General features: G+C 69.8%; 4 protein-coding genes and 1 pseudogene. 2 read left to right on the plus strand and 3 right to left on the minus strand.

Annotation, left to right across the window (positions count from 1 at the left end; genetic code table 11):
• Positions 1 to 414 (minus strand): annotated as a pseudogene (locus BN11_RS10585) (30S ribosomal protein S12 methylthiotransferase RimO); the annotation flags it as partial.
• Between the two features lie 47 nt (positions 415 to 461).
• Between BN11_RS10585 and BN11_RS10590 the strand changes: the two are divergent.
• A complete protein-coding gene (locus BN11_RS10590) occupies positions 462 to 1,586 on the plus strand; it encodes a dipeptidase (protein ID WP_048697439.1) in 1,125 nt (374 codons plus the stop codon).
• 15 nt (positions 1,587 to 1,601) lie between these two features.
• Here BN11_RS10590 and BN11_RS10595 read toward each other — a convergent pair whose 3' ends face one another.
• Positions 1,602 to 2,297 (minus strand): ion channel, encoded by a 696-nt coding sequence (locus BN11_RS10595; RefSeq protein ID WP_053084065.1) that lies wholly within the window; start codon positions 2,295 to 2,297, stop codon positions 1,602 to 1,604.
• 46 nt (positions 2,298 to 2,343) lie between these two features.
• On the opposite strand from BN11_RS10595, the gene BN11_RS10600 reads away from it, so the two are divergent.
• Positions 2,344 to 3,393, plus strand: a complete 1,050-nt coding sequence (locus BN11_RS10600; RefSeq protein WP_048697442.1) for a TlpA family protein disulfide reductase — start codon at positions 2,344 to 2,346, stop codon at positions 3,391 to 3,393.
• Between the two features lie 50 nt (positions 3,394 to 3,443).
• Here BN11_RS10600 and BN11_RS10605 read toward each other — a convergent pair.
• The coding region (locus tag BN11_RS10605; RefSeq protein ID WP_083433684.1) for a DNA translocase FtsK at positions 3,444 to 5,334 on the minus strand (1,891 nt) is incomplete at its 5' end.

Genomic DNA, 5,334 nt, shown 5'->3' on the forward strand with positions numbered 1-5,334 from the left:
CAGCTGCCGGCGATCGGCCGGCACGTGGCTCTCCGGCCGCGCCCCGGCGAGGATCGAGCGGAGGTGACCCGACAGGTCGGCATACGAATCGAACCCGAGCACCGCGTCGGCTTCCGGCAACTCCTCGGCGAGCTCGCGGCCATACCGCTCGGCGAGGCAGCCCACGGCGACGACGGCTTGCGTGCGCGCCGTTTGCTTCAGCTCGCTGGCCTCCAGCAGCGTGTCGATCGAGTCCTTTTTGGCCTGCTCGATGAAGCCGCACGTGTTGACCACGGCGACATCGGCCTCGGCTGCGTCGTCGACGAGTTCCCAGCCCTCGGCCGCGAGCCGCCCGGCGAGTTCCTCGGAGTCGACCTCGTTGCGGGTGCACCCGAGGGTGACCAACGCGACGCGGCGCTGCGCGGGAACCGTCATACGGTCAACTCTATGGGGCCGTCGCGCATCCCCTAGCGTTGCATGTCATGAGTCCCCTCGACCTCGCCTCCCTGCTGGCCGCCGACCCCATCGTCGACGGACACAACGACCTGCCCTGGGAGTTGCGCGATCTGGAGGGCTACGACTTCGACCAGCTCGACATCGCGGTGCGCGGCACCCGCACCCATACCGACCTGGTGCGTCTGCGGGAGGGCGGCGTCGGGGGGCAGTTCTGGTCGGTGTTCGCGCCCGGCACCTATGCGCCGGTCGACGCCGTGACGGCCACGTTCGAGCAGCTCGACTGCGTGCACCGCATGGTGGCACGGTATGCCGACCAGCTGGCTCTGGCGACCACCGCCGAGCAGGTGCGCGCCGCCTGGGCGGACGGGCGGATCGCCTGCCTGCTGGGTGCCGAGGGCGGACACTGCATCGCCAATTCCGTTGGGACACTTCGGATGATGCGCCGGCTCGGGGTGCGCTACATGACGTTGACGCACAACCAGAACAACGACTGGGCCGACTCGGCGACCGACGAGCCGCGCCACGGTGGCCTGACGGACTTCGGCCGCGACGTCGTGCGCGAGATGAACCGCATCGGGATGCTCGTCGACATCTCACACGGCGCCGTGACGACGATGCACGCGGCGCTGGACACCAGCACCGTGCCCGTCATCGCCTCCCACTCCTCCGCCCGTGCGATCACCGACCACCCGCGCAATGTGCCCGACGAGGTCCTGTCCCGACTGGCCGCCCAGGGCGGGGTGTGCATGGCGACCTTCGTCCCCTATTTCGTCAATCAGGACGCCGCCGACTGGACGACCGCTGCCAAGGCTGCGGTGCGCGCCGCGGGGCTCGACCCGGACGACGAGAGCGGCCGGGCGTTCCGGGAGTCGTATGCCGCCGCCCACCCCGCGCCCGGCGCCACGCTCGCCGATGTGGTCGCCCACGTCGAACACCTGCGGGAGGTGGCCGGGATCGACCACATCGGCCTCGGCGGGGATTACGACGGCGTCGATCAGCTGCCGCAAGGGCTGGAGGACGTCTCGACCTATCCGCGGTTGTTGGCGGTGCTGGCCGAGCGCGGCTGGTCGGCCGCCGATCTGGCAAAGCTCACCAGCCGCAACATCCTGCGCGTGCTGCAGGCCGCCGACGACGCGACCGCCGGCACCTGAGACGGCATACGGCCCTCAGCCGCGCCGGATCACCGACAGCGCGACGAGCCGGGAGATCACCATCGCCACGTACATCACGCCCGTGAGTTGCTCGATCATGCCCACCCCACGGGCGATCGGCTGCACCGGGGTCACGTCGGACAGGCCCACGCTCGTGAAGTTCGCCACCGACAGATAGAGCAACTCGTGAAAGGTCCGCTGCCCCACCCCGGAGTAGTCGGTGAACGATCCGGGCTTGAGCTCCTGGATGACGAAGAAGACATAGGCGAACGCCCAGCAGATGACCGTGAAAGCGGCGCCCACGGCGAACAATTCGTCGCGAGTGACCCAGTGGTCGGCGAAGACATAGGCCACCAGGGCATAGCCGACGTAGCCGTAGAAGGCCGCGAGCAGGCTGTGCGCCAGGATGAAGACGACCTGATGCTCCGGGTCGATGATGCTCCACACTTCGAGCACCAGCGCCGGCAGCGCGATCAACCCCGAGATCCAGGTCAGGGCGGGTGTCGAACGCACCACCACGATCGCGAGCAGCAGGATGACGAGCCCGACGAGCGAGAACACCGGCCGCTGGCTCGGGCCGACGAACGCCAACCCGAGCATCGCGATGACCTGAGCAGTGAGCAGGATCGCGCTGGGGCGCTCCCGGAACGCGCGGACGACGGGGTTGGTCCGGACGCGCCCGGGTGCGGGCGTCGGCCACAACTGGGACATGGCCTGTCAGCCTAAGGTGATCCGGCCTCCTTCCTATACTTGCCGCGTGCCCGATGCGTCCCCGCTCATCCTTGCGACTCTGCTCATCGTGGCGGTTCTGATCGTCAGCGCGGTCGCGAAGCTGCGTGAGCCGGCCGCGTCCGCGAGCGCCTTCCAGATGCTGGAGCTGCCGAAGATCCTGACCCGTCTGCGTGGGCCGCGGCTGCTGCCGTTGGGCGAGTTGGTGCTCGCGGCGGGCCTCCTGCTCGCCCCGCCGCCACTGCGGCTCGTCTGCGCCGTGGTGGCCGCCGTGCTGATGCTCGCCTACACGGCCGTGATCGCTCGTGCGCTGCGCTTCCCGTATCCCGTGACGTGCGGCTGCTTCGGCACGCTCGGGATGGGGCTGGTCACCGTGCGCACCTTGTGGCGCAATCTGCTGCTCGTCGCCGTGGCGCTGCTGGCGATCGTGGACGCCGTGCGCCACGACCGCAGCCTGACCGCCCAACTCGCCGACGTCGGGGCCACGGGGCTCGGCTGGCTCGCCATGACCGTGGTGACCGCGGCCGTGGCCTGGCTGATCCTCGACCGCGGACCAGCGCCACGGCATACCCCGGCCCAGCCGCATACCCCTGCACCGGCGCACCACCACGCGAACACGCCACCGCCCAGCACCGAGAGCGGCGACTACATCCGGGAAGCAGTGCCGTATGGCGTGTTGGAGACCCCGGACGGCCGCCTCGCCAATGTGCGCGAGATGGCGAAGAGCCAGGCGCGGCTGCTGATCTTCCTCAGCCTGCACTGCCACGCGTGCATCACCTTGCGCGAGGAGCTGCCGGAGTTCGCCGAGGCCAACCCCGAGATCGGCGTGCACCCCATCTATCACAGCGCCGTCGAGACCGACCAGATCCCCGGGGGCATGGACTGGCTGCTCGACCCGCGCGGCGGGCTGCAGCAGTCTTTCGGCGTCTACGGATCTCCGTGTGCCGTGCTGCTGGGCACCGACGGATTGCTCGCCGGCGGACCGGTGTCGGGCTCGAGCGATGTGCGCAACTTCCTCGAGGACATCGGCGCCGAGCTCGCCGCCGCTCGCGAGGCGCACATCCTGCCGCAGGCCTGACCACCCAGGACCCCGTCACGCGGGCGTGTTGCCTAGGGAAACCGGCCCCGTCACTCCCGCCCGGTCAGCTCCCAGGCGTCCTCGCCGCCCTCGTCCTGCTCGTCGGCATAATCGACATCTCCGCCGGCTGGCGGTTCCTCGCCGCGCATCATCGCCAGCGTGGCCGCCAGGTCATCGGGGCGCACCAGCACATCGCGCGCCTTCGAGCCCTCGGAGGGCCCGACGACATTGCGGGACTCCAGCAGGTCCATCAGGCGGCCGGCCTTGGCGAAGCCGACCCGCAGCTTGCGCTGCAGCATCGAGGTCGACCCGAACTGCGTCGTTACGACCAGCTCGGCCGCGGCGAGCACCAGGTCGAGGTCGTCGCCGATGTCGTCGTCGATCTGCTTCTTGGCCGCCTCGACCGCGACATCCTCGCGGTAGTTGGCCTGCAGTTGCGTCTTGACATGGTCGACGACCGCGTGGATCTCCGACTCGGTCACCCAGGCGCCCTGGACACGGATCGGCTTGCTCGCCCCCATCGGCAGGAACAGCGCATCACCCTGCCCCAGCAGCTTCTCTGCGCCCGGCTGGTCGAGCACCACCCGGCTGTCGGCGAGCGAGGAGGTGGCAAACGCCATACGGCTCGGCACATTGGCCTTGATCAGGCCCGTCACGACATCGACCGACGGCCGCTGCGTGGCCAGCACGAGGTGGATGCCCGCGGCCCGGGCCAGCTGGGTGATCCGCACGATCGAGTCCTCGACATCGCGCGGAGCGACCATCATCAGGTCGGCGAGCTCGTCGACGATCACCAGCAGATAGGGATAGGGCTCCAGCACGCGCTCGCTGCCGGGGAGCGGCTTGGCGGCACCGGACCGGACGGCCTTGTTGAAGTCGTCGACATGCTTGAACCCGAAGGCGGCCAGGTCGTCATACCGGTGGTCCATCTCCTTGACCACCCATTGCAGCCCCTCGGCGGCCTTCTTGGGGTTGGTGATGATCGGGGTGATCAGGTGCGGGATGCCGTCGTAGGCCGTCAGCTCCACCCGCTTGGGGTCGACGAGGATCATCCGCACCTCCTCCGGCGTGGAGCGCATGAGGATCGAGACGATCATCGAGTTGACGAAGCTCGACTTGCCCGCGCCGGTGGCGCCGGCGACGAGCAGGTGCGGCATCTTGGCGAGGTTCGCCACGACATACCCGCCCTCGACGTCCTTGCCGACGCCCATCGTCATCGGATGGGTGCTGTTGTGCGCGGTGCGGCTGCGCAGCACGTCGCCGAGGGAGACGATCTCCTTGTCCGCGTTGGGGATCTCGATGCCGATGGCGGACTTGCCGGGGATGGGGCTGAGGATGCGCACGTCGGCGCTCGCTACCGCGTAGGCGATGTTCTTGGACATCGAGGTGACCCGCTCGACCTTGACGCCGGGGCCGAGCTCGACCTCGTAGCGGGTGACTGTCGGGCCGCGGGTGAAGCCGGTGACCTGCGCGTCGATGCCGAACTCGTCCAGGACATTCGTGAGTGCGGCGACGACCTGGTCGTTGGCGGCCGAGCGCGCCTTCGGCGGCGTGCCCTCCTTGAGGGTGGTCGGCTCGGGCAGGGTGTAGGTGACGTCCCCGGCAAGCGCGAGCTGCTCCGGTCGGCCGGAGATCGGTGCGGTGGGCGGCGGCAGCAGGTCGGGTTTGCCCGTCTCCGGGACGATGGGGGCCGGTGCCGGGTCCTTGGCAGACTCGGTCGGCAGGGCGCGGGTGGCGGGGCGGGTCTCGGATGCGTCTGCGGTATGCGGCTCGCTCACCGGTTCGGGTGCCGGCTCGCCGCGGCGGGGGCGGCGCCGTCCTTCCTTCGCCACCACGGCCGCCTGGTCGTATGCCGTGTCTCCCTCATAGCCCTCGCCGTCACCGGCTGCGGTGGCGCCGATTGCGGTGGCGCCGCGGGCTCGGCGCCGGCGCGGGGAGGCG

Origin of the sequence: Nostocoides australiense Ben110, from assembly GCF_001050535.1 — a bacterium.
Taxonomy (GTDB): Bacteria; Actinomycetota; Actinomycetes; order Actinomycetales; family Dermatophilaceae; genus Nostocoides_A; species Nostocoides_A australiense.